At 65.1% G+C, this 26,474-nt stretch carries 25 protein-coding genes, 1 tRNA gene and 1 pseudogene; 11 read left to right on the top strand and 16 right to left on the bottom strand.

Going from position 1 to position 26,474, the window contains the following annotated elements; genetic code table 11:
* The first annotated feature begins 34 nt into the window (after nucleotides 1-34).
* Entirely contained in the window at nucleotides 35-1,021 is a 987-nt protein-coding gene (locus RT614_RS17910) for a tripartite tricarboxylate transporter substrate binding protein (protein ID WP_313623476.1), read from the top strand.
* A gap of 110 nt (nucleotides 1,022-1,131) precedes the next feature.
* Nucleotides 1,132-1,205 (top strand) — tRNA-Gly (locus tag RT614_RS17905).
* 95 nt (nucleotides 1,206-1,300) lie between these two features.
* Here RT614_RS17905 and RT614_RS17900 read toward each other — a convergent pair.
* On the bottom strand, nucleotides 1,301-1,939 hold the full coding sequence (locus tag RT614_RS17900; RefSeq protein ID WP_313623475.1) for a hypothetical protein: 639 nt from the start codon (nucleotides 1,937-1,939) through the stop codon (nucleotides 1,301-1,303).
* A gap of 478 nt (nucleotides 1,940-2,417) precedes the next feature.
* Between RT614_RS17900 and RT614_RS17895 the strand changes: the two genes are divergently transcribed.
* Entirely contained in the window at nucleotides 2,418-3,857 is a 1,440-nt protein-coding gene (locus RT614_RS17895) for a DUF1254 domain-containing protein (RefSeq protein ID WP_313623474.1), read from the top strand.
* A gap of 90 nt (nucleotides 3,858-3,947) precedes the next feature.
* On the top strand, nucleotides 3,948-4,721 hold the full coding sequence (locus RT614_RS17890) for a hypothetical protein (protein ID WP_313623473.1): 774 nt from the start codon (nucleotides 3,948-3,950) through the stop codon (nucleotides 4,719-4,721).
* 37 nt (nucleotides 4,722-4,758) lie between these two features.
* Here RT614_RS17890 and RT614_RS17885 read toward each other — a convergent pair whose 3' ends face one another.
* Entirely contained in the window at nucleotides 4,759-5,781 is a 1,023-nt protein-coding gene (locus tag RT614_RS17885) for a helix-turn-helix domain-containing protein (protein ID WP_313623472.1), read from the bottom strand.
* A gap of 209 nt (nucleotides 5,782-5,990) precedes the next feature.
* On the opposite strand from RT614_RS17885, the gene RT614_RS17880 reads away from it, so the two are divergent.
* The gene (locus RT614_RS17880; RefSeq protein WP_313623471.1) at nucleotides 5,991-6,542 is read left to right on the top strand and encodes an OmpA family protein; all 552 of its coding nucleotides are present in this window, start codon (nucleotides 5,991-5,993) and stop codon (nucleotides 6,540-6,542) included.
* A 117-nt stretch (nucleotides 6,543-6,659) separates the two neighbouring features.
* Here the strand turns inward: RT614_RS17880 and RT614_RS17875 are convergent, their stop codons facing one another.
* A complete protein-coding gene (locus RT614_RS17875; protein WP_313623470.1) occupies nucleotides 6,660-7,445 on the bottom strand; it encodes an SDR family oxidoreductase in 786 nt (261 codons plus the stop codon).
* A 9-nt stretch (nucleotides 7,446-7,454) separates the two neighbouring features.
* The gene (locus RT614_RS17870) at nucleotides 7,455-8,441 is read right to left on the bottom strand and encodes a tripartite tricarboxylate transporter substrate binding protein (protein WP_313623469.1); all 987 of its coding nucleotides are present in this window, start codon (nucleotides 8,439-8,441) and stop codon (nucleotides 7,455-7,457) included.
* 240 nt (nucleotides 8,442-8,681) lie between these two features.
* On the opposite strand from RT614_RS17870, the gene RT614_RS17865 reads away from it, so the two are divergent.
* On the top strand, nucleotides 8,682-9,647 hold the full coding sequence (locus RT614_RS17865; RefSeq protein WP_313623468.1) for a tripartite tricarboxylate transporter substrate binding protein: 966 nt from the start codon (nucleotides 8,682-8,684) through the stop codon (nucleotides 9,645-9,647).
* 110 nt (nucleotides 9,648-9,757) lie between these two features.
* Here RT614_RS17865 and RT614_RS17860 read toward each other — a convergent pair whose 3' ends face one another.
* From RT614_RS17860 to RT614_RS17850, 3 genes are all read right to left on the bottom strand, one after another.
* On the bottom strand, nucleotides 9,758-10,360 hold the full coding sequence (locus RT614_RS17860; RefSeq protein ID WP_313623467.1) for a hypothetical protein: 603 nt from the start codon (nucleotides 10,358-10,360) through the stop codon (nucleotides 9,758-9,760).
* Between the two features lie 302 nt (nucleotides 10,361-10,662).
* On the bottom strand, nucleotides 10,663-11,625 hold the full coding sequence (locus RT614_RS17855) for a tripartite tricarboxylate transporter substrate binding protein (RefSeq protein ID WP_313623466.1): 963 nt from the start codon (nucleotides 11,623-11,625) through the stop codon (nucleotides 10,663-10,665).
* An 85-nt stretch (nucleotides 11,626-11,710) separates the two neighbouring features.
* Nucleotides 11,711-12,853, bottom strand: coding sequence for an L-talarate/galactarate dehydratase (locus RT614_RS17850; RefSeq protein WP_313623465.1), 1,143 nt, complete (start codon nucleotides 12,851-12,853; stop codon nucleotides 11,711-11,713).
* A gap of 197 nt (nucleotides 12,854-13,050) precedes the next feature.
* Between RT614_RS17850 and RT614_RS17845 the strand changes: the two genes are divergently transcribed.
* Nucleotides 13,051-14,040 carry a LacI family DNA-binding transcriptional regulator gene (locus RT614_RS17845; RefSeq protein WP_313623464.1) on the top strand — a complete coding sequence of 330 codons (990 nt, stop codon included), beginning with the start codon at nucleotides 13,051-13,053 and terminating at the stop codon, nucleotides 14,038-14,040.
* A gap of 86 nt (nucleotides 14,041-14,126) precedes the next feature.
* The gene (locus RT614_RS17840) at nucleotides 14,127-14,780 is read left to right on the top strand and encodes a hypothetical protein (protein WP_313623463.1); all 654 of its coding nucleotides are present in this window, start codon (nucleotides 14,127-14,129) and stop codon (nucleotides 14,778-14,780) included.
* A gap of 94 nt (nucleotides 14,781-14,874) precedes the next feature.
* Here the strand turns inward: RT614_RS17840 and RT614_RS17835 are convergent, their stop codons facing one another.
* The 3 genes from RT614_RS17835 to RT614_RS17825 all read right to left on the bottom strand — a co-directional run bounded on the left by RT614_RS17835 (nucleotide 14,875) and on the right by RT614_RS17825 (nucleotide 17,448).
* The gene (locus RT614_RS17835) at nucleotides 14,875-15,066 is read right to left on the bottom strand and encodes a hypothetical protein (protein ID WP_313623462.1); all 192 of its coding nucleotides are present in this window, start codon (nucleotides 15,064-15,066) and stop codon (nucleotides 14,875-14,877) included.
* Nucleotides 15,067-15,072: 6 nt separating this feature from the next.
* Complete coding sequence (locus RT614_RS17830; RefSeq protein WP_313623461.1) at nucleotides 15,073-16,914, bottom strand: ABC transporter ATP-binding protein; 1,842 nt, start codon at nucleotides 16,912-16,914, stop codon at nucleotides 15,073-15,075.
* A gap of 120 nt (nucleotides 16,915-17,034) precedes the next feature.
* Nucleotides 17,035-17,448, bottom strand: coding sequence for a LysR substrate-binding domain-containing protein (locus RT614_RS17825; RefSeq protein WP_313623460.1), 414 nt, complete (start codon nucleotides 17,446-17,448; stop codon nucleotides 17,035-17,037).
* Nucleotides 17,449-17,659: 211 nt separating this feature from the next.
* Between RT614_RS17825 and RT614_RS17820 the strand changes: the two are divergent.
* Nucleotides 17,660-18,125 (top strand): annotated as a pseudogene (locus RT614_RS17820) (MFS transporter); the annotation flags it as partial.
* A 21-nt stretch (nucleotides 18,126-18,146) separates the two neighbouring features.
* On the opposite strand, the gene RT614_RS17815 reads toward RT614_RS17820, so the two are convergent.
* Nucleotides 18,147-19,055, bottom strand: a complete 909-nt coding sequence (locus RT614_RS17815) for a LysR substrate-binding domain-containing protein (protein WP_313623459.1) — start codon at nucleotides 19,053-19,055, stop codon at nucleotides 18,147-18,149.
* Nucleotides 19,056-19,200: 145 nt separating this feature from the next.
* On the opposite strand from RT614_RS17815, the gene RT614_RS17810 reads away from it, so the two are divergent.
* Both RT614_RS17810 and RT614_RS17805 read left to right on the top strand, forming a co-directional pair.
* Nucleotides 19,201-20,184, top strand: a complete 984-nt coding sequence (locus RT614_RS17810; protein WP_313623458.1) for a tripartite tricarboxylate transporter substrate binding protein — start codon at nucleotides 19,201-19,203, stop codon at nucleotides 20,182-20,184.
* 28 nt (nucleotides 20,185-20,212) lie between these two features.
* Nucleotides 20,213-21,622: an amidase family protein gene (locus RT614_RS17805; protein WP_313623457.1), complete on the top strand. Its 1,410-nt coding sequence runs from the start codon at nucleotides 20,213-20,215 to the stop codon at nucleotides 21,620-21,622.
* Nucleotides 21,623-21,643: 21 nt separating this feature from the next.
* Here RT614_RS17805 and RT614_RS17800 read toward each other — a convergent pair whose 3' ends face one another.
* From RT614_RS17800 to RT614_RS17780, 5 genes are read right to left on the bottom strand one after another with little or no spacing between them, the layout of a single operon-like run.
* Nucleotides 21,644-22,372, bottom strand: a complete 729-nt coding sequence (locus tag RT614_RS17800) for a carboxymuconolactone decarboxylase family protein (protein ID WP_313623456.1) — start codon at nucleotides 22,370-22,372, stop codon at nucleotides 21,644-21,646.
* A complete protein-coding gene (locus RT614_RS17795; protein ID WP_313623455.1) occupies nucleotides 22,360-23,553 on the bottom strand; it encodes an SDR family NAD(P)-dependent oxidoreductase in 1,194 nt (397 codons plus the stop codon). Before RT614_RS17795 ends, RT614_RS17800 begins: the two co-directional genes overlap by 13 nt.
* Complete coding sequence (locus tag RT614_RS17790; RefSeq protein ID WP_313623454.1) at nucleotides 23,553-24,311, bottom strand: glucose 1-dehydrogenase; 759 nt, start codon at nucleotides 24,309-24,311, stop codon at nucleotides 23,553-23,555. Before RT614_RS17790 ends, RT614_RS17795 begins: the two co-directional genes overlap by 1 nt.
* Nucleotides 24,312-24,320: 9 nt before the next feature.
* Nucleotides 24,321-25,265: an acyl-CoA dehydrogenase family protein gene (locus RT614_RS17785; protein ID WP_313623453.1), complete on the bottom strand. Its 945-nt coding sequence runs from the start codon at nucleotides 25,263-25,265 to the stop codon at nucleotides 24,321-24,323.
* Complete coding sequence (locus RT614_RS17780) at nucleotides 25,262-26,467, bottom strand: acyl-CoA dehydrogenase family protein (RefSeq protein WP_313623452.1); 1,206 nt, start codon at nucleotides 26,465-26,467, stop codon at nucleotides 25,262-25,264. The genes RT614_RS17785 and RT614_RS17780 overlap by 4 nt, the downstream gene beginning before the upstream one ends.
* Between the last annotated feature and the right edge of the window lie 7 nt (nucleotides 26,468-26,474).

Here is a 26,474-nt window from a genome sequence, read left to right as displayed (position 1 = left end):
CCACCCACAGATAACAATATCCAGGAGACAAACCATGTCATCTTCCCGCCTGCCCACCGTCCTGCGCGCCAGCGCCGCGATCGCCTTGACCCTCGCCGCCGGCGCCGCCAGCGCACAGGCCGATTTTCCGAATCGCCCCGTCACGCTGATTGTGTCCGCCGCACCCGGCGGCACCACCGACATCGCCGCTCGCCTCATCGCCCAGCCCTTGGGCGCGGCGCTGGGCCAGAGCGTCGTCGTTGAAAACAAGCCCGGCGCCTCCGGCGGCATCGCCGCGCAGGCCGTCGCCCGCGCCAAGCCCGACGGCTACACGCTGCTGCTGCAGTACTCGGGCTTCCAGGTCATCACCCCGCACGTCACCCCGGCCGCTGGCTGGGATCCCATCAAGGACTTCGCGCCCGTCGCCAACGTGCTGTCCGCCCCGCAAGTCGTGGTCGTGCGCCCCGACCTGCCGATCAAGTCCCTGAAGGAACTGGTCGCATACGCCAAGGCCAATCCCGGCAAGCTCAACTACGCCTCGTCCGGCAACGGCTCGCTGCAGCAAGTCGCCACCGAACTGCTCAACCAGATGGCGGGCACGCAGATCACGCACATCCCGTACAAGGGCACCGGCCCCGCGCTGAACGACCTGTTGGGCGGCGCCGTCGACATGACCATCACCACGCCGCCTCCGCTCCTGGGCCAGATCGCCGCCGGCAAGCTGCGCGCCCTGGCCGTCACCGGCAACACCCGCCTGCCGTCGCTGCCCGACGTCCCCACGGCCGCCGAAGCCGGCTATCCCGACCTGATCGTCTCGTCGTGGTTCGCCATGTACGCGCCCAAGGACACGCCCGCACCCGTCGTCGACAAGATCGCCGGTGAAATCCAGAAGATCATGAAATCCGACGAATTCCGTAAAAAGGCAGCAGAGCAGGGCGCCGAAGCCATCTTCATGGGCCCGAAGGAACTGGGCACCTACACCCAGACCGAACTGGACCGCTGGGGCAAGGTCGTCAAGGCCGCGAACATCACGGCGAACTGATACGGCCGGTTTGCATGGAAAAGGGGCGGCCGTTCCTGGCCGCCCCGGCTGAATAAAGCCGCGCTATAATCGCCGCTCTGCCCGGCTCACGGCCGCGGCACGACACCCGAGCGGGTGTAGTTCAATGGTAGAACGGCAGCTTCCCAAGCTTCATACGAGGGTTCGATTCCCTTCACCCGCTCCATACCCAACTCCCAAGTTTTCCATCAGCCCCGGGCTATGTGCGGAGGGTATTGCGTTCGGCATGGACGCAGCGACACTCGACTCCCCCTACGATCTTCAATAACACGGCGGCAACGGGTAATACCCGCAGCGCGGACGCGCGTAATAGGGCGATGCTGCGGCGGCCGCGCCCGCGTACCAGGCGCTGCGGTAGGCCGTGCGCCGGGCGACTCCGGCAAATGACAGCGGCGTGAACGGCATGCCGATGATGTCGATGAAGATCGACGCCGGGCCGTCGGCGCCCGTCAGGTCGCCTTCCAGTACGTCCACCGAGAAGACGAGATTGTCGCCCTCCAGCTTCGGGGTCTTCAGCGTGACGACCGCATCGATGACGTCCGACCCGTTCTTATTCAGGACGGACACAGTGGCGTTGGGCGGATCGACGGCGAAGCTGTTGGATCCCCCGGCCCATTCTTCAAGCAGATGCGACGTCAGCACATGGCCGGCGGCACGGACAGGCCTGTCCGCGAACATGATGGAATTGGGCGACACGCCCGACAGTGTGAGCTTGCCGTCCGCCAATTGCGCGCCGCGCGAGTTGAGCACGATCAGCGCCGGCTCGATCCGGGGTTTGCCGACACCGATCTGCTTGGCAGCGGGCGATTCAATGGCGTCCTGCGCGAAGCTCGCGCCCGTCGCAGCAAGGCCCACGCCGCTCATCACCATCATCGAAACCAACAGCTTTTTGATCTGCATGGCATTCAATCCTCTGTTCAGGAAAACCGGGATGTAGGGGGCAGGGATCGCTGGCTTCAGTCATCTGGACTGACGCTGAACCGTCGTGGCAAGCGTAGCGAGCAGCGCAGCGGCGGCGCCACTCATTTCGCGCCAAATTTGATCGATGGCCGCCGCGAAACTCGTGCCAGTCATTAGGCCGGTAGATCTCATTCGTCTGCGCAGCCCGTCGTCACAGCAGGATGTCGACAAATTCCACTGGCGTGAAATGAGTGGCGGCGCGATGGGCTCGTCATTAGTCTTTCCTCCAACCGAAGACACGTCGGCATGCATTGCGGCGGATCCTGTGGCACGGCAAACGAATCAGAAACCGAACCGAATAAATCGTTGTGGCGTCACCGTGGATGGGCGGATGGACCCATTCGAATCAGCAGTTGGTCAATGCGTTCTGAACGCTTTTCCCGATTGGCTTTACCACTTTATTTGTCGGAGCATTCGAATGAAGCTATCACGTCGAAAGTTCAACACCGCGGGCGTCGCCCTGCTGGCGGCGGGCGCTTTACCCGTGTCGGCACGGGCCGACGGCCTGGTGACCGATTTCCCCGAGGCCGACGATCAGTTCACCACCGCGATCGGCGCTTATATCTACGCCTATCCCCTAGTCACGATGGAGTTGACCCGACGGGTCATCACCAATGTCGAAGCGCCCAAAGGCACCCGGGCGCCTATGGGGACGTTGATCAAGCTGCGGGAATATCCCGACGCAAAATTCCGCGACGTGACAGCGCCGAACGCGGACACCCTTTACACCACGGCGTTCTTCGACGTGGGTGACGAGCCGTGGGTGGTGAGCCTGCCGGACATGCAGGATCGCTACGCGCTGTTTCCGATGCTGGACGGATGGACCACCGTGTTCGACGTACCGGGAAAGCGCACGACGGGCACCGGCGCGCAAACCTTCGTCGTGACCGGGCCCGGGTGGGAGGGCGCAGTGCCGCAGGGCATGACGCAGTACAAGTCGCCCACCAGCATTGTCTGGCTGCTGGGACGCATCTATTGCTCGGGAACGCCGGAAGACTATGCGAAGGTCCACAAGCTGCAGGACGAGGTGAAGTTGAGCCCGCTCAGCGCGTGGGGGAAGGAATGGCAGCCGCCCAAGGGCAAGGTCGACCCGGCCATCGACATGAAGATGGCCGTTCGCGAGCAGGTCAACAGGATGGACGCGGTAGAGTATTTTTCGCTGTTTTCCGAACTGCTCAAACGCAATCCTCCGTCCGCCGCGGACGCTCCCATGCTGGAGAAGCTGGCGTCCATCGGCATCGTTCTCGGCAAGGACTTTGACAAGCGCAAGTTCGACCCCGAGCTTGCGAAGCGCGTGCCGTCGGCTGCGTTCGGACGGATCATGGGGCACTTCAAGGACAGCGACGGCGATATCCAGAACGTCGACGGCTGGGGCTTCACGACGAAGACGGGGATCTACGGCACCAACTACCTCCAGCGGGCCCTGGTGACGGCCATCGGCCTGGGCGCCAACCGGCCGCAAGACGCGGTCTATCCGACCTCGCTCAGGTCGGACAACGGGGCGATCAGGCGGGCGTACGACGGGTCTGAAAAGTACGTGTTGACGTTCCGGAAGGGACTGACGCCGCCCGTGTCGGGATTCTGGTCGCTGACGATGTACGACGCGGATTATTTCTTTGTGAATAACCCGCTCAATCGATATTCCATCAGCGCTCGCCAACCCCTGAAGACCAAGGCGGATGGTTCGATCGATCTGCTCATACAGAACGAATCGCCGGGCAAAGACCTGGAGTCGAACTGGCTGCCCGCGCCCAGGGGCAAGTTCATCCTGATGATGCGGCTGTACTGGCCCAACGAGAGCGATCCCTCAATCATCAACGGCTCATGGACCATACCGCCGGTACGTCGGGTCACCTGACCAAAAGATCTAGCACGACACACTCACTGGCTTACGTCCAGCAGGGATGGTGGATGGCATCCGCCATCCCTGCGCACCGGATGATTGCGAATGAAAAATATCGTGAGCTGCCTGATCTGCGGGCTGGTCTATGCGGGGCCCGGCGGTGCGGCTGAAGGGGAAGTAGCCGCTGCATCGGTCAGTCCTGTGCAGGACGAATGGAATTTCGCGGTCACGCCATACTTCTGGGCGGCAGGACTGTCCGGCAAGTTCTCCGAACGGCGCTTGCCCGTCATCGACGTTCAAGCGGATTTCGACAAGCTGTTCGATGACCTGGATTTTGGCGCCATGCTGATTGCCGACGCGCGGAAGGGCCGCTACAGCATTTTCGGCGACCTGATCTATACGAAGATCGGGTCTCGGGGAGACACCCCGCGGGGTATCCTGGCCACCAGCGCGGACGTGAAGACGTCGACCTTTGCGGGGCTGGTTGGCGTCGGCTATTCGGTCCTGGAAAACTCGCCGCATCAGTTGGACGTCGTGGCAGGATTGCGCGTCTGGTCGGTGGACATGGACGTCACGCTGAACGGTTCCATCCTGAACGGCAGAAAGCGCAGCGACAGCGCGACCTGGGTGGATGCCCTGGTGGGCGTGCGGGGCAACTACTTCCTGAATCAGAAGTTCTACCTGACGGGATGGGGCCTGGTCGGCGCGGGCGGCGCCGAGGCGGATTGGGATGTGGGGCTGGGCGTTGGCTACAACTTCAGCAAGAACGTCTCGGCCGCGATCGGCTATCGCGCCATTGGGGTGGATTACAGCCAGGGCAGCTTCAAGTTCGACGCCGTGCTGCAAGGTCCGATGGCCGGCCTGACGATACGGTTCTGATGATATGGCCCGATTTGTTTGCCACGGCAGGGGGACGCTACTTCGTCAGAAGTTGTTGACGGTACTCGTTCGGCGCCAGGCCGCTTGCCTTCCTGAATGCGCGGGAAAAATTGGCCGGCGATGAATAACCGAAGTCCATGGCGATCTGCGTGATGGAAACGGTGGTGCCGCGCAGCAGTTCTTCGGCCCGTCGCAACCGGACGGCGTTGGCCAGTTCTCGAAAGTCCACGCCGTTGTCGCGGCGCAGCACGCGCTGCAAGGTGCGGACGCTGGTGCCCATCGCGCGGGCGGTGCTGTCGATTGACAGAACTCCTGCCTGGACCTGGGCGCGGATGTGCCAGGCGACTACGCCCAGGAAACTGCCCAGCCCGACGGGCTGGGAAAGCGCGCGCGCCACGTCTTCTATCGTTACCAGAGCAGGCCTGGCCCCCGACGCGGGTTGCCGCTTCAGCAGGGACGCATCGATGCACACGGTGACCGCGGCGGCGTCGAACAGGACCGGGCAACGAAAGGAATCCTCGAAGGGGGTGCGAGTCTGCGGGCGGGGAGCATCCAGTTCTATCTGACGTGGAACGAATCCCGCGCCCAGGTAAGCGCGCAGGATGCTGAGGATGACCGCCACCGTACCGCTGGCCACATGCGAGTAGCCTCGACGGCCGCGCGTGGCATTGACAAAGCTGATCCTGGCGATCCGCCCGTCGTCCACGATCTGCATGCTGTCGCCCGTGCTGTGATAGTGCAGCGTCGATGCGGCGCGAATCAGGGCTTCGCCCAGGCAGTCTGCCGCCAGAACGTACCGGCCCCAGCTTCCGTAGTTGGTCAACGACACAACGGGCGCCGCCAGCAGGCCGATATTCACTTCCCTGGCGCGTCTTTCGATTTCCCAAAGAAATTCGGTCACCATGGCCTGGGGAATGAAGCACTCATGACGCTCGATGGCTTCGATGTCCAGCATCACCGCCTGCTTGGCCTGCCGCAGGATCGTGTCTCCGAAAGCGTCTCTCACCAGTCCCGACACGCCAGCCAACACCATGACCGATTTCACAGGGGGCACGTGCACGCCGTTGTTCCTGTGTGAACGGACCAGCGTTGGCGTCATATGAGTGGTGACGTTGTTCACTTGTGCCTATTCTTCGCCTGTGGTTGCGAGAATCTGCTGGCGCGCTTCCTGCCTGGCAGACACCAAACGTGATGTGCCTTGGGATATTACATAAGCCAAAGCGAGGCCACGCCTCATCCTTTTGGCTTACAACCGGACGGAGAATCGCAATGAGGTTTCACAAGACTATCTTGGCGCTGTGCACCGTGCTGGCGGTTTCAGGTTGTGTAACGAAACAGACCTACGACAAAGAGGCACAACTGGCGGCCGAGTATTCCGCGCTCAATAAGAAGCTGTCGACCGAACTGAGCGGCGACCGGGTGGAGATCACCCAACTGCAGAACGAATTGAAAGTGACCATGGTGAACGAGATCCTCTTCCCTGAAGGCGATTGGAGGCTCAGCCGCAAAGGTGAGCAGACACTCGCCAAAATAGCGCCCACCCTGTCCAACCTGCAAGGCAAACAGGTCGTCGTGCAAGGTTTCACCGACAGCGAGCCTATCGGCCCGGCGCTGAAGGCGCACTTTCCGTCCAATCTTGAGCTGTCGTCGGCCCGCGCGGACAATGTCGCGCGCTACCTGACCTCCAAAGGCGTCCCGTCGAATACGATTTCGGCACAGGGATTTGGCGACGCGCGGCCCGTCGCCAGCAACGCGACGGCCGAGGGTCGTGCCAAGAATCGTCGCGTGGAGATCGTGATCACGGCAGCCGGCCGGCCTTAGCCTGTCGCGACGAGCGAATATTGCCGCCGGACACGGCAAAACCCCGCTCGTCGTTTCAGGGGGCGCGTTCTGATTGCAGAACGCGCCCGTTGTTCGCGAGGGGAAGGCATCAATGCTTCAAGGGGCGTAGAGATTCGTCAACGAAGCCCTGAGAAACCCTCCATCCACCACAATATCCTGCCCGTTGACATACCGCGACGCGTCGCTCGCAAGAAACGCGACGGTTCCCGCAATGTCCGACGGAAGTCCGATCCGCCGTGCGGGGATGTGGGAGATGCGTTTTTCCAGCACGGATTCGTCGCGGTAGTGCGCTTCGGATAGCGGCGTGCGGATCATGCCCGGGCTGACTGAGTTTGCGCGGATGCCGCGCGGGCCCCATTCGACGGCCATCTGGCGAGTCAGCGCTTGCAGGGCGGCCTTGGTGGTGCCATAGGCGCCGACCCGAGTGGGCGATTGTGCGGAGATCGATGCTACGTTGATGATGCTGCCCGCCTGCTGTTCCAGCATCAAGGGAATTACGGCTTGTGCGCACAACAGCGCGCCGCGCAGATTGACGCGGAAGATTCGGTCCCATAGGTCCAGTGGGAGTTCCTCCAAGCCTATCGGCGCCGTGCTGACGGCGGCGTTGTTGACGAGCACGTCACAGCGGCCAAAACGCTTGCGTACCTGGTCGGCCATATCGGCGACCGAGTCGGGATCGGAGATGTCGCAGCGCACGTTCAGCAGGTCGGGGACGTCTGCGGGGGTGTCCGATGCGTTGATATCGAGCTGCGCTACCGCCGCGCCCATGGATCGCAAGTGCTGGCATATGGCCAGGCCAATGCCGCCGGCGGCGCCGGTTACCACGGCGACGCGGCCTCGCAAGGCGTTGGAAGAGAAGGGCTGATCAGATGACGGTTCCATACGCGCGGCCTACTTGTTTTTCAGGTCGGCGACTTTCGCGAGGCCCTGCCAGATGTCGGCGTCGCGCTTGATGGATGATGCGAACTCCTGTGCTGACATATTCGCCGGCACGATCATGTTCTGCCCTTCGATCTTTTCTCGAACGTCGGGATCGTGCTGTGCGCGATAGATCTCCGCATTGAGCTTTTCGATGATCTGGGGTGGCGTGCCGGCCGGGGCAAATACGCCGTACCAGCCGTCGGCCTCGAATTTGTAGCCTTGCTCGCCCAGCGTGGGCACGTCCATCGACGCAGGCCAGCGCCGCGATCCCGTCTGGCCCAGCGCGACCAGCTTGCCGGTGCGCATGTGCGGGATGGGCGAGGCGATATCCATGAAGCCCACGCTGATGTTGTTGGCGATCAGGTCGGTGCTTTCGGTGACCAATTGCTTGTAGGGAACGTGCGGCATGTCCAGGCCGTAGTGGGCCTTGATGCCTTCCATGGCGAGGTTGCCGGATGAACCGGTGCCCCACGAGCCGTAGGCAAGCTTGCCGGGATTGGCCTTGGCGTAGGCGACCATGTCCGCCAGGTTCTTGAAGCCGGTGCTGGGGTTGGCGACCAGCAGAATTCCGGCCGCCCCGACCTGAGCGATGGGAAGCAGGTCCTTTTCAGGATCGTAGGGAAGCGAGGGCAATACGACGGGATTCAGAAGGATCGCGGACGACGGCGCGAACAGCAATGTGTAGCCATCGGCGGCTGCCTTGGCCACCGTATCGCATGCGATCATGCCGTTCGCGCCGGGCTTCGCTTCGACAACCACCGGCTGCTTCAGCGCCTTGGCCAGGGGAGCGGCAATCAGGCGGGCGAAAATGTCGCCGCCCGCGCCGGCCGATCCAGCGACCACCAGCCGGATGGGACGGTCCGGCCAGTTGTCCGGGGCTGCAAAGGCGTTGACGCCCAGACCCATCAGCAGTCCGCCGAGCAGGATGGTTCGTCGTGTGAAAAGGGGATGGGTCATCAGTGTCTCCAGAATTTTTGAGTTATTGGAATGTTCAAATTCTAGGTAGCCGACACAGATTGGCTATAGCTGAACCCGCAGTTCAGAACTGCGCGTTTCGAGGAAATCGCCGACGCCGCCGCTGTGGATGAGGATGTCTTCCTGCTGCACTTTTTGCAGAAGACTTCTTCGGAAAATGGCGGGAATCGACGGGCATGCGATCTATACACTTTCAGGCGGACAACTGACTAAGGGCGACCCATGCCTTTCGCGATTCGCCGTCGTTTGCTGCTTGGCGCCGCAGTTCTTGGCGCGCTCTTTTCTTTCGGGGCTGCCGCGCAAACGAGCTATCCATCGAAACCCGTCCGGCTTGTCGTGCCGTATCCGCCGGGCGCCGCCACCGACGCGATCTCGCGTGCGTTTGCCCAACAGCTTGGCACGATCATGGGGCAACCCGTGGTCGTGGAAAACCGGCCGGGCGCGGGGTCGGCCATTGGCATCACGGCCGTCAAGAGCCGGCCAGCCGACGGGTACACCTTGCTGGTCCATGCCGAAGGCTTCTACAGCGCCAAGTTCACGACGCCCGGCGCAGGCTACGAATTTTCCGACTTCGAAATTCTGGCTCCGCTAGGCCAGAGCAGCTATGCCTTCATCGTGCCGGCCGACCGGGGCTGGAACAGTCTTCAGGACCTGAAGGGCTTGAATCGGGAGATGGATATCGGCATCGCGGACCTCGGTGTGGGCACCTATTCCACGCTGGCGGCGCGGCTGGCGTCCGGACTGCATACGCAATACCGTCCCATTCCGTTCAAGGGCGGGGCAGAAGGCCTCACGGCGATTCTTGGCAGCCAGATCGACGGCTACTTCACCACGATTGGAACGACGCAGAGCGTCAAGGACAATCCCCATGTGAAGGTGCTGGCCTATACCGGCCGGCCCGGCAGCGCCAGCCATCTGCCCGGCGTGAAGACGTTCGCGGAGCTCGGCGTGCCGGACATGGTGTTTCACAGCAGCTATAGCGTGGCGGTGCGCGCGGATACGCCCGAGGCGGTGAAAACGCAGCTGGCGGCGTTCGTCAGGCAGGCCGTGACATCCGAGGCGATGGACAAGGCGCGCCGGGATCTCTATCTGGATAATTACACGGGGTCGCTGGACGACTACAAGCGTGAGCTCATGCAATTGGCCGATGAGTTCAAAGCCAGCGCGAAAGGGCGGAAAGAGGAGTAGTTGAGAGACCGGAGGCCCGCCAAAGCGCTTGGCAGGCCGGTGCTTCAATGCTTCGCGGATGCGGGGAGATTCGTGGTCTCCCCGCACTCGCGTTCAGACATGTCGTCCGATCAGAAACTGGGCTTGCGGGAGTTCGAGCGATCCATGTACTCGATCCGCGCATGCATCCAGGCCGGATCGTGCAGCTGGATGCTGACGCCGCTGTACTTCAACACCGCCTGCTTCATGTCCGTCGAGCAGCCCATGCCGGGATTCGTGCTGGGCTTTTCGCACCATTCCAGGTTCAGGTTGTTGGGAAAGTTCGACTGCTTGCCGTACTTCGCCAGTACTGCCTGCCCCATCGCGTCCTTGTTGGCCGGGGTCCAGGGCATTTCATACAGCACCTGGGAAACCACCAGCGGATGCTGCTTATCAACGGGCAGACGAGGCTCGAAGTGGACGACAAGCCTGACGCCGTCTTTTTCGTAGCTGAAATTCATCGGCATCTTGGTGTTCGTGACGGGGTTGTTCGTCGCGTAGCCTGCCTTGATGTCGTTCTTGCCGACGTGGAAGTTCTTTGCAGCGGCGGCGGCCGCTTCGTCGTAGTCCATGCCGGTCTTGACGCCGGCGACGTCGAAGCTGCGGGCGTCGACGGAACGTTGAGGCGCTGCCTGGGCAGCGGTGATCGCGACCGCATTCAGGGCGGAGATCAGGAGTACAGCTTTCAACTTCAAAATAAAGATCCTTTTCGAATAGCGCCTGAATTATCCGATTGGTCTTTTATTGCGTCCCTAATAAAGTGCAACTAAAACTTTCTTGGGGCGGCCTGGGCGCTGGCCCCATCAGGGCAGCGCGCCTCACCGTGGCGATCGGGACATCCCGCCAGCGCACCTGATCTGCCGTCTGGGCCAGCGGGATCCGGCGCAGCATGGCATGGCAAACGCGATGCCAAGACGGAGCGGCGCATCGCGATTGGAACTGCCGCAGGAGCAACAGCCCCAACACGGCTCCGCGCGTTCCGTCCTAGCCTTTGCCTTCAATTGGCCGTGATCTTCCCTACCTCGATCACCTTCTTCCACCGCACGAACTCAGCCGCCTGGAATTGGGTGAACTCGGCGGGCGTGTTGCCGACGATCTCAAAGCCCAGTTCAAGCAGGCGCGGCTTGACCGTGGGGTCGTTCAGCGCTTCGACGATGCCCCCGCGCAGCTTGTCGCGGATGTCGGCCGGCAGACCCTTGGGGCCGGCGAAGGCTTGCCACGAGGTGACGGTCACGCCCTTGAGGCCCAGTTCTTCCATGGTGGGCACGTCGGGCAGCAGGGGCGAGCGCTTTGCGCTGGTCACGGCGATGGCGCGCAGCTTGCCCGACTGAATGTGCGTGAGGCACGTGTTGATGTTGCTGAAGCTGGCGTCGACCTGGCCTCCGAGCAGGTCGACGATGGCTGGCGCGCCGCCCTTGTACGGCACGTGCGTGGCCTGGGTTCCGGTTTCCTGCCAGAACAGTTCGGCGGTCAGGTGATCCGACGTTCCATTGCCGGCCGACGCGAAGGTCATGCGGCCCGGGTTGGATTTCAGATAGGCGAGGACGCCCTTCATGTCGCGCAATTGCGAGTTGGCGTTGACGACCAGCACGTTGGGCGCCTGCACCGCCACCGTGATGTATTCGAAGTCCTTGAGCGCGTCGTAGCCGGGATCCTTGACCAGATGCGGCCCGATCACGAAGGGGCCGAGCGACGACACCAGGATGGTGTTGCCGTCCGGCGCGGCCCGCTTGGCCTGGCCGGCGCCAAGGGTGCCGCCCGCGCCGGGCTTGTTTTCGACGACGAAGGTCGAACCGAACTTCTCCTGCAGTTTGGCGCTGACGGTGCGCGCGATCAGGTCGGTCGAACCGCCGGGCGGGAAGGGCACCAGCATCGAGACGGGCTTTGCGGGCCAGGTCTGCGCTTGCGCGGTGGTCGCGACAGCCAGGCCGAGCGCGAGCGTGGTGAACCATTTCTTCATGCGAGTCTCCTCTTGGATGGCGTCTGCGCGCCGTTGGTGTTGCATGAGTCGGGCCGCGACGCGCGCGGCCCCGGGGGAAAATGAATCAGACCCGCTTGCCCATCTCGACCTTGTCACGGGTCCAGGCGCGCGCCTGATCGCTGAGCGAGATGCCCAGGCCGGGGCGCTGCGGCACCAGCATGCGGCCGTCGCGGATTTCAAGGCGCTCGTTGAAGAGCGGTTCCAGCCAGTCGAAGTGCTCGACCCAGGGCTCGGTCGGGTAGGCGGCGGCCAGATGCACGTGCAGCTCCATCGCGAAATGCGGCGCCAGCATCGCGCCCGCCTGTTCGGCTTGCGAAAGGATCTTCAGGAATGGCGTGATCCCGCCCACGCGCGGGGCGTCGGGTTGCACGTAGTCGGCGGCGCGATGGCGGATCAGCTCGCTGTGTTCGGCCGCGCTGGTAAGCATCTCGCCGGTGGCGATGGGGGTGTCGAACTGGGCGGCAAGCGCGGCATGGCCCTCGTGGTCGTACGCGTCCAGCGGCTCTTCGATCCACACCAGGTTGTATTGCTCGAAGATGCGGCACATGCGTTGCGCGGTGGGGCGGTCCCATTGCTGGTTGGCGTCGACCATCAGCGGCACGTCATCGCCCAGGTGCTTGCGCACGGCTTCGACACGGCGGATGTCCAGCTGGCGGTCGGGCTGGCCCACCTTCAGCTTGATGCCGCCGATGCCGCGTTCGCGCGAGGCGCTGGCGTTGACCATCAACTGTTCGAGCGGCGTGTGCAGAAAGCCGCCCGAGGTGTTGTAGCAGGCGACCGAGTCGCGATAGGCGCCCAGCAGCTTGGCGAGCGGCAGCTTGGCACGGCGGGCCTTCAGGTCGTAGAGCGCCACGTCGAAGGCGGCGATGGCCTGCGTCGACAGGCCGCTGCGGCCCACCGAGGCGCCGGCCCAGCAGAGCTTGGTCCAGAGGCGGCCGATGTCGCTCGGGTCTTCTCCGATCAGGACCGGCGCGATTTCGCTGGCGTGGGCGAACTGGCCCGGACCCCCGGCGCGCTTGGAATAGCTCAGGCCGATGCCTTCGTCGCCGTTCTCGGTCTGCACTTCGACGAACAGCATGGCGACCTCGGTCATCGGCTTCTGCCGGCCGGTCAATACCTTCGCGTCGCTGATGGGCGTGGCCAGCGGCAGATAGCACGATGAGATGCGCAGCCAGGCAATGCGGTCGGCGGGGGAAGCAGCGGTCATGAGAGTCTCCAGGGTGTTTCGGTTGCCCATTGATGGATATGGACAACGTTGTCATTTCAGGGCCAATAAAAGGCACCTGAACGCGTTTCGACGGTGATGGCACGGCGCGATCGGTGCTGCGGCGAGTTCATGATAACGTTGTCCAAAATTCGCGGCAAGCCAGCTTTTCCTCCGTACAAACCCGCATCGAACATCGCATGAAAACCAAATCCATCACCCTGCACGACGTTGCCCGCGCCGCCGGCGTGTCGCTCATCACGGCGTCGCGCGCGCTGGGAAATCCTGGCCGGGTGTCAGAAGCCACGATCGCGCGGGTGCAGCAGGCGGTCGCGGAAACGGGTTACATCCCCAATTTGCTGGCGGGGGGGCTCAAGTCGCGCCGCAGCCGCACAGTGGCGGCGCTGGTGCCCATCATCTCCGTGCCTCAATTCCTGCCGACCATCGAAGCGCTGACCACCACCCTGGACCAGGAAGGCTACCAACTCATCCTGGGCCAGACGGGCTACGACCGCGGCCGGGAAGAAGCCTTGCTCAACGCGATGGCGGGACGGCGCGTGGATGGCATCGTGGTCGCGGGGCTGCTCAACGACACGCCGGCCGCGCGGCGCCTGCGGGACATCGGCATTCCGGTCGTCGAGACGTGGGACCTGAGCGAGCATCCCCTGGACATGCTGGTGGGCTTCTCGCATCGCAAAGTGGGCAGCGCGGTCGCCCAGTTCTTCTTGTCCAAGGGGTGGCGCAACGTGGGCCTGGCCACCGGCGATGACCAGCGCGCAGCTGTGCGCCGCGAGGGCTTTGTGTCGACGTTGGGACGCGATGTGCCCACCGCCGTGGTCCCGGCGCCCAGTAACGTGGGGTCGGGCCGGCGCGCCGCGGCCGAGCTGCTGGACAAGGCGCCGGGCCTGCGCGCGGTGTTCTGCAGCGCCGACGCCCTTGCCGAAGGCGTGCTGACCGAGGCCCGGGTGCGCGGCCTGCGCGTGCCGCAGGACCTGGCGGTGTGTGGATTCGGCGGCGCCGATTTCTCGGCGCATCTTGCGCCGTCGTTGACGACCGTGCACATCGACGGCGCCGCCATCGGTGCCCAGGCGGCGCGTATTCTGATGGCGAGCTGTCGGGGCGAGGCGCCCGAAGAACGCATCGTCGACGTGGGGTTTCGGATTGTCGAGCGTGAGTCGACGGCAGGTTGAGTAGCAGGCGAAATTGCCCGCTCCGGCGCCCCGTGCGGCAATCTTGAGCGGCCGATTTCGAGCGAGGCCAACTTTTTGGAGGTTCCATGCAAACGCTGAGCGACTACTTAGATCGCACAAATTCCGCTGCTCAAATCCTATTCGATGGATTGCAGCAATATCGAGATATCTTGGAGAGCGCGGCAGTTGAGCCACATGTCACATCTTATCGAGATGATGCCGATCTGGATCGCCAAGTTCAAGCCTGGTGTGCGGCCAATGAAAGCGCTATTGCGCGTCAAAGGGAGGCGTTTAAAAACTTCGCTGCGGAGACGTTTTCCCAAGCTACGCTCGCCGGTTCGATCTTGCAGATCGCGAGCGCTGCTATTGAGCAGTATGGTTCGAACCGCACGTTGGACTCACAGGCCCGCCAATTCGTTCATCCCAAAAAGTCTCAATTCTGGGCCGGCCGCGTCGTCCGAGGACTGCCTCTGGGGGCCGTGATCCTCGCGGGACGAAACCAACACATGCACTCTAGCGAAGCAGACTTCAATCCATCCACGAGGGCTGCATTCGAATACATGGCACTGGCTCACGGGACTCCCGGGTTTGAGTCAACTCCTTCGGCGGGGCTAGATTTGTGCAAGCGTGATCGGAACAATCCGCTGACCCGTAGCTTTGCGCACAACATATTGTCCCTTACCGGATGGAAGGCCCCCTTCGACATGCGGCGGGATCTAGTCGCCATCATAGATCGGTAAGTCGTCTTCATCGAAGATGCCGGATTGGGGACGGCGGCTTTTGAGCAATCTTTGTTGATCGCTTTCGCGACAGTCCAGCGGTGTACGGCGACGACTACAACGTGATCGCCAGCACCAGCACCAGCCCCGCCACCGCTATCGTCATCAATCCGCCCGCCACGGCCGCCGACGGCCGGAAATCCGGCCCCGAGCCGTTGTCCTTGAACCGGAACGGCTTCTTCAGGCTGACATACAGGCTGGCCGACAGGGCGGCGGCGGCCACCAGGCCGCACACGTAGGCAAGCATCCGAACCTAGTGGGTCAGTTCTTCTTCAGCCAGGAACCCGCCGCTCTGATGCCGCCATAGCCGTGCATACACGCCGTTCAGCGCCAGCAGTTCCGAGTGGCTGCCCTGCTCGATGATGCAACCCTGATCCATCACGATCAGCCGGTCCATCGCGGCGATGGTCGACAGCCGGTGGGCGATGGCGATGACGGTCTTGCCTTGCATGACTTCGTCCAGGCTTTCCTGGATGGCGGCCTCGACCTCGGAGTCGAGCGCGCTGGTGGCTTCGTCCAGCAGCAGGATGGGCGCGTTCTTGAGCATCACGCGGGCGATGGCGATGCGCTGGCGCTGGCCGCCGGAGAGCTTGACGCCGCGTTCGCCGACGAGCGTGTCGTAGCCGGTGTTGCCGTGGGAGTCGCTGAGTTGCTGGATGAATTCGTCGGCCTGGGCGCGCATCGCGGCGGCGCGGACTTCGGCCGGATCGGCGTCGGGGCGGCCGTACGAGATGTTGTCGCAGATCGAGCGGTGCAGCAGGGACGTGTCCTGGGTCACCATGCCGATAGCGCTGCGCAGGCTGTCTTGCGTGACTTGCGAAATGTCCTGCCCGTCGATGCGGATGTGTCCGCGGTCGACATCGTAGAAACGCAGCAGCAGGTTGATGAGCGTGGACTTGCCGGCGCCGGAGCGGCCGACAAGGCCGATCTTTTCACCCGGACGCACGGTGAGGCTCAGACCGTCGAGCACCTGGCGTTCGTTGTTGTAGTTGAAGAAGACGTTGTCGAACCGGACTTCGCCCCGGGTGACTTCCAACGTCGAGGCGTTCGGCGCGTCCTGGACCTTGGGGGCGTGGGTCAGGGTGGCGATGCCGTCCTGCACGGTGCCGATGTTTTCGAACAGCGAGGTCATCTCCCACATGATCCAGTGCGACATGCCGCTCACGCGCAAGGCCATGGCGGTGACGGCCGCGACCGCGCCCGCGCCGATTTCGCTGCCGTGCCAGAGCCACAGCGAGTAGCCGCCCGCTGCCAGGATCAGCGCCGACACCAGCGCCTGGTTGACGATCTCGAACTGGCTGACCAGGCGCATCTGCCGGTAGCCGGTTTCCTTGAAATCTTCCATGGCGGCCCGTGCAAAGCGGGCCTCGCGGTTGGTGTGCGAGAACAGCTTGACCGTGGTGATGTTGGTGTATGCGTCGGTGACGCGCCCGGTCATGGACGATCGGGCGTGGGCCTGTTCCTTGCCGACCTTGCCCAGGCGGGGCACGAAGTAAAGCATGGCCAGGATGTAGAGCCCCATCCAGCCGATGAAGGGCAGCATCAGACGCCAGTCGAAGCCGCCGGCCAACGCGACGATGGTGACGAAGTACACCGCGATGCCGAGCACGATTTCGCAGATGGTGAGCAGCACTTCTCGCACGGCCAGCGCCGTCTGCATGACCTTGGTGGTGACACGGCCCGCGAATTCGTCGGAGAAGAATGACAGGCTCTGCCGCAGCATCATGCGGTGGAAGTCCCAGCGCAGCCGCAGCGGCAGGTTGATGGCCAGTATCTGATGCTGGACCATGGTGCGCAGCGCCACGACGCCGACGCTGGCGCACAGGACGATGGCGATGGTCCACAGCACGCGGCGCTCCTGCGCCGAGGCCGGCTCGCCCGCGTGCCAGGCCGAGAGCATGTCGACGATCTGGCCCAGGAAGGCGAACAGCCACGCCTCGTAGATGGAAACTGCCGCGCTCAGGACAGCCAGCGCGGCGATGTAGCGGCGCGATCCGTGCGTGCAGAACCAGAGGAACGCGAAGAAGCCCTTGGGCGGCGGAGGCACGTTCTCCGACGGGAAGGGGTTGAGCTGGCTTTCAAATCTGCGGAACAAGGCAGAAACTCCAAATTCATGAATTGATGCGCTGCGACCGGCCGGCTGTTCAGGCGGCGATGCGCCATGCGGTCCGGTAGGGTGATACCTCAGCGATATTTTCAACGCTTCGACAAAGGCCTAAAAAGCGGGAGACGTCTGTCGCCTGTTGGCGTAGTACAGGTGAAAGCCCTGGAACGTGGGGCACCAGTCCGCCAGGACTTCCTGCAGGCGTCCATCCGCCAGATAGGGTGCGACAAGCTGTTCCGGCACGTAGGCCAGGCCGATGCCATCCAGGGCTGCATTGAGCACGTGCATGGTGCTGTTGAAGACAAGCTGGCCTTCGACCTTGACGGTGAACGCCTGTCCGGACTTTTCGAATTCCCATGCGTAGATGGAACCGGACGGCCGGTGCCGGGTGTTGACGCAGGGAAGTCCAGTCAGGTCATGAGGCGTTGCAGGCGCCGGATGCCGCGCGAATATGCAGGCGATCCTACCACCATCAGACGCCAGGCGGGTCCCCTTTGGGGTATGCCACTGCTGAATCTTTTTCACAGGTTAATAAAGATTACACCCCCCTAATCAGATGAGCGAAGATCCTTCAACATCGAATGCTGCGCGGCAGCTCCTATTGCGTCGCCAAACGATTCTGAAACGAAGATGACAAGCACTGCCATTGAATCCATTAAAAATCCCCTCGACGCGTCCCAGGACGACTCGACTGACCCCCAACGCGCAGCGGGCGTCCTGGAGTGGCGTCTTCGCCATGACCATATGCGCGTTTGCCTTGGTGGTGTCGGAATTCCTGCCGGTCAGCCTGTTGACCCGATGGCCGCCGACCTGCATGTGACCGAAGGGGTGGCGGGGCAGGGCATCGCCATCTCGGGCTCGTTCGCCGTGGTCGCGATGGCAGGCAGCTACTTCACGTATATGGTGGGCGGGCGATGATCGGTGTCGTGATCGGCGGCTTCTGGTCGATGTCGGCGGCCACGGCCATTCGTCTGGTGGCCCCCGCTCAGGTTCCGCGCGCACTTGCGATCCTGAACGGCGGCAATCCGCTGGCCGCAGTGGTGGCCGCGCCGTTGGGGGCGCACCTGGGCGGCGTCATCGGCTGGCGCGGCGCGTTCCTGTGCCTGGTGCCTGTAGCGCTGATCACGCTGGCCTGGCAATGGCGAGCCTTGCCGTCCATGCCGGCATCCTTTCGCGTGGGCGGCGCAGGCAGCGTCTTCAAGGCCCCGTAAGGCTCCGGGCGCTTATCCGCCCAGCGCTGCGCGCGTCACATGCTGCCGGAAAATGTCCGCCATGGTCGCCGCCGCCAGCGACAGCGGCGTGCCCTGGAGCTTCATGATGCCGATGCTGGCGACGGGCATGGGAACGTCGGCGCGGATGCGTCGCGCTTCGTCTCCGTAGGGCTTTACATCGAGCATGCCCGACGGGCAGATGATCAGCGCGTCGCTGCGGGTCATCAGCGTCCACATCACGCCGAAGGTGTCGCACTCGATGACGCGGGCGGGCTCTGGCAGGCCGTGGGCCCGCAGACCCTGCAGGAAAGCCTCGGTGTGGCTGCCGCCGGATACGTTGAGCAGCCACTCGCAGCCGTGGATGTCGTCCCAGCGCCGGGCGCGCGCTAGCGGATGGCCGCGGCGGCAGGCGATCATGAATTCGAGCGGGCGCAGTTCTTCGAATTCGAATTCGTGGCTGCTGCCGCCGTCTTTCATGCGCGAAGCCAACGCGAAATCCAGCGTGCCGTTGCGCAGCGCGGGCTGCACCGCCGCCAGCAGGCCTTCCGAGACCTTCACCTTGGCTGCGGGCATGCTGTCCCGGAAATCGCGCAGGACATCGGGCAGCACGCTCAGCATGACCATCGGCGTGACGCCCACCGCGACTTTTGCCTGGGCGCCGCTGAGCAGCTGGCGGATGTCCTGCCGCGCCAGGGCCAGCTGCGCCTGCGCCAGTCGCGCCCGCACGGTCAGATGTTCGCCGCATTCGGTCACGGCGATGCCTTGTGGGCTGCGCGTAAGCAGCGGGGCGTCGAGTTCGGTTTCGAGTTCCTTGATGGCCTTGGTGACCGCGGCCTGGCTCAGGTGCAGGCTGCGCGCCGCCGCGCGGATGCTGCGTAGTTCAGCCACTTTCAGCCATGCGCGTAGATGGTGGTCTTTCATGACGGCTCGGGGCCTGACAACCCGGGGTGGTCACCTTAACAAAAATATAGCCTTCCAAGCAGCGCGGACGATCCCTAATCTTGACGGCGAAAAGGAACCGGGCGCGATCCGCAGTCTGGTCCGCGAAGCCCTCAAGGAGAAAACCATGCACTTCCCCAACCGTATTCGCCGCGCCCTGTCGCTATTGATGGTCTTCGCCGCCGCGACAGGCGCCACGGCAGCCCAGGCCGAATGGCCGGAAAGACCCATCAAGATGATCGTCCCCTACGTCGCGGGCTCGGGGCCCGACGTCGTGCTGCGCCCCATTGCCGATGCCTTGGGGCGTGAACTGGGGCAGCCCGTCATCGTGGACAACCGGGGCGGGGCCGGCGGCATCGTCGGCACGCAGGCGCTGGCCTCGTCGGCGCCGGACGGCTACACGATCGGATTCGGGAATCTGGTGACTCTGGCGATCAACAAGAGCATGCACGCCAAGCTGCCCTACGACCCGCAGCGCAGCCTTGCGCCGGTCAGCCTGGCCATTGGCAATGCGCTGGTCTTGATCGCGCGTAACGACCTGCCGGCAAGCAACGTGCAGGAGCTGATCGCGTATGCGAAGAAGAATCCGGGCAAGGTCAGCGTCGGGTCGCTGGGCGTCGGGTCCAGCGCGCACCTGGCCGGGGAAATGCTCAAGAGCGAAACCGGAACCACCATGTTGCACGTCCCGTACAAGAGCGGCCAGCAGGCCGTGGCGGACATCGCGGGCGGGCAGCTGGACGTGATGATCGACAACGTGGCCGGCGTCCTGCCCTTTATCCGGTCGGGCCAGGTCAAGGTGCTGGGCGCCACCAGCCTGAAGCGCGTCCCGGTCCTGCCGGACGTGCCGACGCTGGACGAATCGGGCCTGAAGGGATTCGAAGTGGTCTCGTGGGGCGGCATCATGGTGCCGGCGGGGGCGCCCAAGCCGATCATCGACAAGCTGAACGCCGCCATCGCGAAGGCTTTGAAGGATCCCGCCGTGCTGAAGTTGAATGAAACCCTGTCTGTCGAGGCGATGCCGTCCACGCCGGAACAGTTCGCCAACCTCATCGCCACCGAGATTCCGCGCTGGGGCGAGATGGTGAAAAAGTCGGGCGCATCGGCCGACTGACAAGGCCGCGGAACAATACGGAGACACCATGACGAACGAACTCTGGCGCTGGAGCGCGCAGGATCTGGCCAAGGCCATCCGCAACCGGGACGTATCGAGCCGCGAAGCGGTGCAAAGCTGCCTGGATCGGGCTGAATCGCTGAATCCGGTTTTCAATCCGCTGACCGAGATCTACGCCGACCAGGCGTTGCGCGCGGCGGATGTGGCCGATGCGGCGGTTCAGGGCAAGCATGCGCTCGGCGCCCTGCACGGCGTGCCCGTCACGATCAAGGCCAACGCCGATCTGGCGGGCACCGCCACGACCAACGGCGTGGTCGCCTATCGGGACCTCGTCGCGCGCGAGAACAATCCCGCCGTCGACAACTGGATCAAGGCGGGCGCGATTGTCATCGGACGGTCGAACGTGCCGGCGTTCTCGTGGCGCTGGTTCAGCGACAACGACCTGCATGGCCGCACCGTCAATCCGTTCGACGCCGCGCGCACGCCCGGCGGATCCAGCGGCGGCGCGGCGGTGGCGGCGGCGCTTGGCATCGGGCCGCTGGCGCATGGCAGTGACCAGGGCGGATCGATCCGGTATCCGGCTTACGCCTGCGGCGTGGCCGGCCTGCGGCCCTCGCAGGGCCGCGTGCCCGGCTACAACGCCACGCAGGCGACGGAACGTCCGGTGGCTTCGCAGATGGCCGCCACGCAGGGCCCGCTGGCTCGGACCGTTGCCGATCTGCGGCTGGGCCTGGCGGCGATGTCCGCTGGCGACGCGCGCGATCCCTGGTGGGCGCCGGCGCCGCTGGACCTGCGGCAGACGGGCGACAGCCGGCGCGTCGCGCTGTTCACCGGCACATCGGAATTCCGGGCGCATCCCGCGGTCGGCGAGGCCCTGCGGCGGGCGGCTTCCTGGCTGCAGGACGCGGGCTACATCGTCGAGACCGCGGAGCCGCCGTGCTTCGACGCTGCCGCGCGCCTGTGGCTGGACGTGCTGATGAACGAGGCCGCCGGTTCCATGCAGCGCGAGATCGAACGCGCAGGGGACCGCGCGATCCAGAACGCCTACCAAAGCATGCTGGCGCACACGACGCGACTGGACAAGGAAGGCTTCATCCAGGCGATGGCGATGCGCACGACGATTCTGCGCGAATGGGGCCGTTTCTTTGAGCGCTATCCGGTGCTGCTGATGCCGGTGTCTTTCGATCTTCCGTTCCGGATCGATCAGGACCAGCAGGGCAAGGACGTGATGGCGGCGATGCTGCGCGCCCAGAGCCCGCTGATCTCGACTGCGATCCTGGGGCTGCCGGGGCTGTCGGTGCCGGTGGGCCTGGCGGAAGGTGTCCCCGTCGGCGTCCAACTGGTGGCGGGGCGGTTCCGCGAGGACCTGTGCCTGGAAGCCGGAGAGGCCATCGAGGCGCGAGCCGGCTGGTCGGTGTTGGAGCGGCTGGCTGCCTGAAGGTGTCGCGACCAGCGCGACTTAGCGGGCGGCGGCCGCGCCCGCGTGGACCGTCGCGCCCAGCGCCGCGCCGTGGACCGCCAGGTGCGCGCCCAACTGGATGGCCTGAAGGATCTCCTGGCGGACCAGGCCATGTTCGAGTCCCTGCGCAATCAGAACGCGGGTGGTGGCCATGTCGCCGTGCGTGAAGCAGGCGTGCAAGGCGATCCGCACCAGCAGGCGTTCGGTGCTGGCCAGGCCGCCGACCAGAGCGCCGCCTTCCAGAAAATCCAGCAGAACGGCCACGTAGCCGGGGTCCTGCGACACAAGTCGCAGCAGGCTGGACGCCTGTTCCGGCCATAGCGCGGCGATGCGGGCGCGCAAGGGGTCGTGCGGGTCCGGGGCCGGTTGCGGCGCGGCCTCGTGCAGCAGGTCGGCGGCCTGCAGGACCGCGCTCAGGCCCTGCATCGTCACCAGGTGCAGCACGTCGAAGATGTCGGCGTCGCTGGCGCCGGCCTGGCGCGCCAGGCGCATATGCGTGGCGAGACCCGCTTCGTAAAGATGCGTGGCTGACGCATCCAGCGCCACATAGATCAGTTCGACCATGCGCGGCGTGAGCGGGCCCGTCGCGGCCGGATAGCCCGCGTACTCGGCGTAGTGCGCAAGAAACGCCGGATTTCCCCGTAGCACGGCCTCGGTCCAGGGGCGCCAGTAACCGCGCGCCTCGATGAAGCGCGCCTTGATGGCGTCCAGGTCGTTCACCGGCGGCATAGAACCTGTCCCGTCAAGTATTGCGCCTGGGCGCCCGCGGCGAAACGCAGCAGCGGCGCCAGCGCGTCGGGCGTCATGCCCGGCGCGACCTCCACGGCGTTGATGCGGCGCGCGGCCGGCCCCCATTCGCAGGCCAGCGAGGCCACCAGCATTCGCGCGGCGGCATGATCGCCGGCGTGTTCCCAGGCCAGGTTTTCGCCGCCCGGCAGCAACACGGTCAGGCTGCCGGGGCCGTCGATGTCGAAACGGCGGGCGGCTTCCAGGACGGCCGCCAGCCGCTGTCCGGGAGGGCTGGACAGCGCGGTGGCGTCCAGTACGGCGTGATAGCCGCCATGTTGGTCGCCGCTCGTGCCATCGTCGTCCGGCGCCGGCCACTCGCCGCGCACCGTCAGGGACAGCGGCGTATCGCTCGGCGCGCGCGTATCGCCGTCGGCGGGCGCGTAGGTCTGGCTGCCGCCGTACACCGACGAGCCCCCGTCCACGCACAGCAGGGAGCCAGCCATGGGGACCGCGTCGCCGCTCGCCATGAACGCCAGGGCGCACGCGAGTTCTTCGGGGTCGGCCAGCCGGCCCAGCGGAATCTTGGCGACGGCGCGGGCAGGGTCCAGCCGGCCGGATGCGATCAAGCCCGCCACAAGTTCCGTCCGCACATAGCCCGGGCACAGCACGATGACGCAGAGTTCCGCATCGGCCTGTGCCAAGGCGCGGCTCTGCGCGATCAGGCCGGCCTTGCTGGGGCTGTAACCGCCGCGCCAGGGGATGGCGCGCAGGCCCGCGCCGGAGGCCACGTTGACGACGCGCGCCCCGCGAACAAGTCGGGCGCGCAGCGCGTCGACCATCCGGGCGGGGGCGCGCAGGTTCAGGTCCAGCAGGCGCTGCCAGTCGTCTGGGTCCAAATCCACGGTCGCGCGATTGCTGCTGTCGGTCATCCCCGCGTTGTTGATCAGGGCGTCCAGTTTCGGCATGCCGTCCGGCAGCGCGGCGATCTGGTCGACGTCGGTCAGGTCCGCCACGCACACCCGGTGATCCTGGCCGGCGGACACCGGCAGCTCCGTTCGCAGCGCTTGCAGGGCCTGTTCATTGCGGTCCACCAAAATGCAGCGGTGGCCCTGGCTCGCAAGCCGCCGCGCCGTGGCCCGGCCGATGCCGCTGGCCGCGCCGGTGAGCAGGACGGTATCCATCAAAGCGTGGTGAAGGTGATGCCGCCGTCCACCACCAGCGCCTGCGCCGTGATGAAGCGGGCGTCGTCGCTGGCCAGGAAGGCGATGGCGTCGGCGACGTCATCCACCGTTCCCAGGCGTCCCATCGGCGTGCTGGCGATGCGGCGCGCGTCGCGCTCGGCGTTGCGGTTGCGCTGCGTGCCTTCCGTCGGCACGGCCGACGGGCACACGGCGTTCACCCGGATATGGCGCGCGCCCAGTTCGGCGGCCGCTGCGCGGGTGACGCCCAGGACGCCGGACTTGATGCCCGAATACACCATCGAGTTGGGGGCGGACTTCAGCGCGGCGGTGGAGGCCACGTTGACGATGGCGCCGCCGCGATCCGGGTCCATGACTTCCGCGGCCGCCTGGATGCCCCAGATGACGGCCTTGAACCCGATGTCCAGCATGCGTTCCAGCGTGTCGGGCTGGATCTCGAGCACGCTTTGATACCGTACCCACGCAGCGTTGTTGACCAGGATGTCCAGGCGCGAGCCCTGTTCCGCCGCCAGGCGCACGGCCTGGCCGATGCCTTCGCGCGTGGCGACATTCTGCACCACCGGGAAGGCCTTGCCGCCGTCGGCGACGATGGCGGACACCGCGTCGTCCACGAGTTCCTGCTTCAGGTCATTGATGCCTACCGTCGCGCCGCGCGCGGCCAGCAGGCGTGCGGTGGCCCGGCCGATGCCGGCGCCCGCGCCGGTGACGAGCGCCACGCGCCCTGCAAGATCTTGTCGCATGGTTTTTTCCTATACCCGTTGAATGAAGGCCCGGCCCGCGTCGCGGGACAGCCCGGCGAAGGCGGTGTCGAGCTTGCGCACCGCGCGCAGCGCGCGGTGCAGGGGCAGTTCCCAGGTGAAGCCCATGCCGCCGTGCAGGTGGATGGCCTTCTCGATGACAAAGGCGGCGTTGGACAGGGCGCCGGCCAGCGCCGGCTGCGTGTCGCGCGACGCGCCATATTCGTCGGTGCGCGTGGCCCGCCGGATCGCGGCGCTGGAGACGTCCTGCAGCAGCCGCATGCGCGCCAGCAAGTGGCGTACGGCCTGCTTGGCCGACAGCGGACGGCCGAACTGCACGCGCGTCGCCATGTAGTCCGCCGCGGCCTGCAACGCGCCTTCGGCGGCGCCGTTGGCGTATTCGGCCAGCAGCAGGTGCGCCTGGCGTTGCAGCGCGCGCCAGGCCTGGCCGTCCAGGCGGGCAAGCACGGTCGCGCCTTCCAGCGCGATCCAGGTTTGCGGCTGCTCGGGGTCCAGCGCGCCTTGCTCGTCCCGGGGCTGCGCACTGGCGTCGACCAGCGCGGCGCCGTCGCCGTCGGCCACCAGGACCCAGTCCGCAGGGCCGTTGTCCAGACGGGCATGGCCGGATTGCAGGCTGCCTTGCCACGCAATGCCGGCCAGGCGTTCGCCGGCTGCCAGGGCCGCCGCCTGTGGGGTGCCGGCCAGCGCGCTGGCCAGCAGGATCTGCTCGGGCAGCGGCAAGGGCAGGCGCAGGCGTCCGGCTGCCTGCGCGATGGGCAGCGCAAAGGCCAGGTCCAGCCCCAATCCGCCGTCGTCCTCGGCCGCCATGACGCCGCACAATCCCGCCTGCGCCAGCACTTCGGCCATGGCGCGCGGATCCTGGCGGGTCAGGGCGTCGGTGATGGCCGCCTCGGCAGCCTGCGCGAATTCCTCGGGGCGCAGTTCTTCGTTGCTCATGCCAGGTCCTTGGGAAGATTCATGACGCGCTGCGCGATGACGTCGAGCTGCACTTCGGTGGTGCCGGCGTAGATCGTCTCCGCGCGCGAGAAAAGATAGGCGTTGGTAAAGGTCTTCTGGGCGCGGCGCGCCAGCGGGCTGGACTGCGGGCCGACCTGCGACAGCAGCGACAGCGCCAGGCCGGCAAAGGCCTGATGGCATTCCGACCAATAGAGCTTGGTGAGCGAGCCGCGCGCGCCGATCGTCTCGCCGCGCATCATGCGTTCCACCGTGAGTTCGACCAGGCCTTTCAGGCCGTCGATCTCGCAGACCAGATCGCCGACGCGGCGCTGCACGTAGCCGTCATCCAGCGCCGGCGCCAGCGTGGCGTCGGACTTGCAGGCCGCGATGAGCTGGCGCAATTCGCACGCGAAGCGCCACGGGCGGTACATGCGGTTGGTGGCGCGTTCGATGGACAACACGCGGATGGCGGCGTTCCACCCTTCGTCGGGGGCGCCCAGCCGCGCGCTGTCAGGCACCACCACGTCGTCGAAGAACACCTCGGCGAAGGACTCCTTGCCGTCGATCGATTTGATGGGAACGACGCGGATCCCCGGGGTGTCCATGGGCACCGCGAACATCAGCAGGCCGCGATGCTTGTCGGCGACGGTGCCGGTGCGCGTCAGCAGCAGACAGTAATGGGCCTTCGCCGCGCCGCTGGTCCAGATCTTCTGGCCGTTGATGCGCCAGTTGTCACCTTCCTGGACGGCTTTGGTGCGCAGCCGGGCCAGGTCCGAACCTGCATCGGGCTCGGAGAAGCCCTGGCACCAGTACTGGCGCATCGCCAGGATCGCGGGCAGGAAGTCCTGCTTCTGCGCTTCGGTGCCCACGGCCATGATGATGGGGCCGGCCAGTTCCTTGCCAATCGAGCTTACGCTCTCGGGCATCGGCAGCGCGCCGATCTCCTTGTTCACGGCCAGGTGCTCGCGCAGCGTCAGGCCGTGTCCGCCATAGGCCTTGGGCCAGGTCATGCCGGCCAGGCCGGCCTGGTACATGGCCGCTTCCCAGGCGCTGCTTTCCGCCAGCGATGCGGCGCGCCATTCCAGGCTGTCGGTACGCATGAAATCCGGCAGGTTGGCGCGCAGCCACGTGCGCGCATGCTGGCGGTAGACCTCGGGTCCGGTGGCGGGGTCGGGCACCGCCACTTGTCGATCAAATTGCATGGTTGTC

The organism is Achromobacter sp., assembly GCF_032102605.1.
GTDB lineage: Bacteria > Pseudomonadota > Gammaproteobacteria > Burkholderiales > Burkholderiaceae_B > Achromobacter.
This window is presented reverse-complemented; position numbering and strand designations above follow the sequence as displayed.

What these genes read in the sequence shown, in the direction of transcription:
- RT614_RS17790 (WP_313623454.1), bottom strand. Translation starts at nt 24,311, where the DNA reads ATGCGACAAGATCTTGCAGGGCGCGTGGCGCTCGTCACCGGCGCGGGC.
- RT614_RS17785 (WP_313623453.1), bottom strand. Translation starts at nt 25,265, where the DNA reads ATGAGCAACGAAGAACTGCGCCCCGAGGAATTCGCGCAGGCTGCCGAG.
- RT614_RS17800 (WP_313623456.1), bottom strand. Translation starts at nt 22,372, where the DNA reads ATGCCGCCGGTGAACGACCTGGACGCCATCAAGGCGCGCTTCATCGAG.
- RT614_RS17810 (WP_313623458.1), top strand. Translation starts at nt 19,201, where the DNA reads ATGCACTTCCCCAACCGTATTCGCCGCGCCCTGTCGCTATTGATGGTC.
- RT614_RS17910 (WP_313623476.1), top strand. Translation starts at nt 35, where the DNA reads ATGTCATCTTCCCGCCTGCCCACCGTCCTGCGCGCCAGCGCCGCGATC.
- RT614_RS17895 (WP_313623474.1), top strand. Translation starts at nt 2,418, where the DNA reads ATGAAGCTATCACGTCGAAAGTTCAACACCGCGGGCGTCGCCCTGCTG.
- RT614_RS17835 (WP_313623462.1), bottom strand. Translation starts at nt 15,066, where the DNA reads ATGCTTGCCTACGTGTGCGGCCTGGTGGCCGCCGCCGCCCTGTCGGCC.
- RT614_RS17815 (WP_313623459.1), bottom strand. Translation starts at nt 19,055, where the DNA reads ATGAAAGACCACCATCTACGCGCATGGCTGAAAGTGGCTGAACTACGC.
- RT614_RS17875 (WP_313623470.1), bottom strand. Translation starts at nt 7,445, where the DNA reads ATGGAACCGTCATCTGATCAGCCCTTCTCTTCCAACGCCTTGCGAGGC.
- RT614_RS17805 (WP_313623457.1), top strand. Translation starts at nt 20,213, where the DNA reads ATGACGAACGAACTCTGGCGCTGGAGCGCGCAGGATCTGGCCAAGGCC.
- RT614_RS17870 (WP_313623469.1), bottom strand. Translation starts at nt 8,441, where the DNA reads ATGACCCATCCCCTTTTCACACGACGAACCATCCTGCTCGGCGGACTG.
- RT614_RS17795 (WP_313623455.1), bottom strand. Translation starts at nt 23,553, where the DNA reads ATGGATACCGTCCTGCTCACCGGCGCGGCCAGCGGCATCGGCCGGGCC.
- RT614_RS17900 (WP_313623475.1), bottom strand. Translation starts at nt 1,939, where the DNA reads ATGCAGATCAAAAAGCTGTTGGTTTCGATGATGGTGATGAGCGGCGTG.
- RT614_RS17845 (WP_313623464.1), top strand. Translation starts at nt 13,051, where the DNA reads ATGAAAACCAAATCCATCACCCTGCACGACGTTGCCCGCGCCGCCGGC.
- RT614_RS17780 (WP_313623452.1), bottom strand. Translation starts at nt 26,467, where the DNA reads ATGCAATTTGATCGACAAGTGGCGGTGCCCGACCCCGCCACCGGACCC.
- RT614_RS17880 (WP_313623471.1), top strand. Translation starts at nt 5,991, where the DNA reads ATGAGGTTTCACAAGACTATCTTGGCGCTGTGCACCGTGCTGGCGGTT.
- RT614_RS17865 (WP_313623468.1), top strand. Translation starts at nt 8,682, where the DNA reads ATGCCTTTCGCGATTCGCCGTCGTTTGCTGCTTGGCGCCGCAGTTCTT.
- RT614_RS17890 (WP_313623473.1), top strand. Translation starts at nt 3,948, where the DNA reads ATGAAAAATATCGTGAGCTGCCTGATCTGCGGGCTGGTCTATGCGGGG.
- RT614_RS17855 (WP_313623466.1), bottom strand. Translation starts at nt 11,625, where the DNA reads ATGAAGAAATGGTTCACCACGCTCGCGCTCGGCCTGGCTGTCGCGACC.
- RT614_RS17840 (WP_313623463.1), top strand. Translation starts at nt 14,127, where the DNA reads ATGCAAACGCTGAGCGACTACTTAGATCGCACAAATTCCGCTGCTCAA.
- RT614_RS17850 (WP_313623465.1), bottom strand. Translation starts at nt 12,853, where the DNA reads ATGACCGCTGCTTCCCCCGCCGACCGCATTGCCTGGCTGCGCATCTCA.